The following is a 260-nucleotide window of genomic DNA, read 5'->3' as shown; positions in this document are numbered from 1 at the left end:
AAGTTAAACCATGTCCCGTTGCTGATCGTTCTCGATCTGGACAGACCACAGTAACTTCATATCCTTTTTCGGCGAGAGTATTGGCTAAGGTTCGGATTCCTAGTGCAAAGATGCCATCATCGTTGCTAATCAACAATTTTGTCATATCGCGTTTCTGAATTTAATTTTCTTCCACAGCCTGTAAACGGGTTAGTTTTAAGGTAAATCGTCCACCTCCTGTTTTACCAAAGGCACGCACACGAATAATATAACGCCCAGAT

General features: G+C 41.9%; 1 protein-coding gene. It reads right to left on the bottom strand.

Features of this window, described 5'->3' with window-relative positions; all coding sequences use genetic code 11:
• Window positions 1–145 (bottom strand): 5'/3'-nucleotidase SurE (locus R0J92_RS24155; RefSeq protein ID WP_411053546.1); only part of this gene is annotated, 145 nt, incomplete at its 3' end.
• Window positions 146–260: the final 115 nt, after the last annotated feature.

Source organism: Tritonibacter sp. SIMBA_163 (assembly GCF_046535935.1).
GTDB classification, from domain to species: Bacteria; Pseudomonadota; Alphaproteobacteria; order Rhodobacterales; family Rhodobacteraceae; genus Epibacterium; species Epibacterium scottomollicae.
The sequence above is the reverse complement of the archived record's forward strand: the minus strand, read 5'-3'. Positions and strand labels throughout refer to the sequence as shown.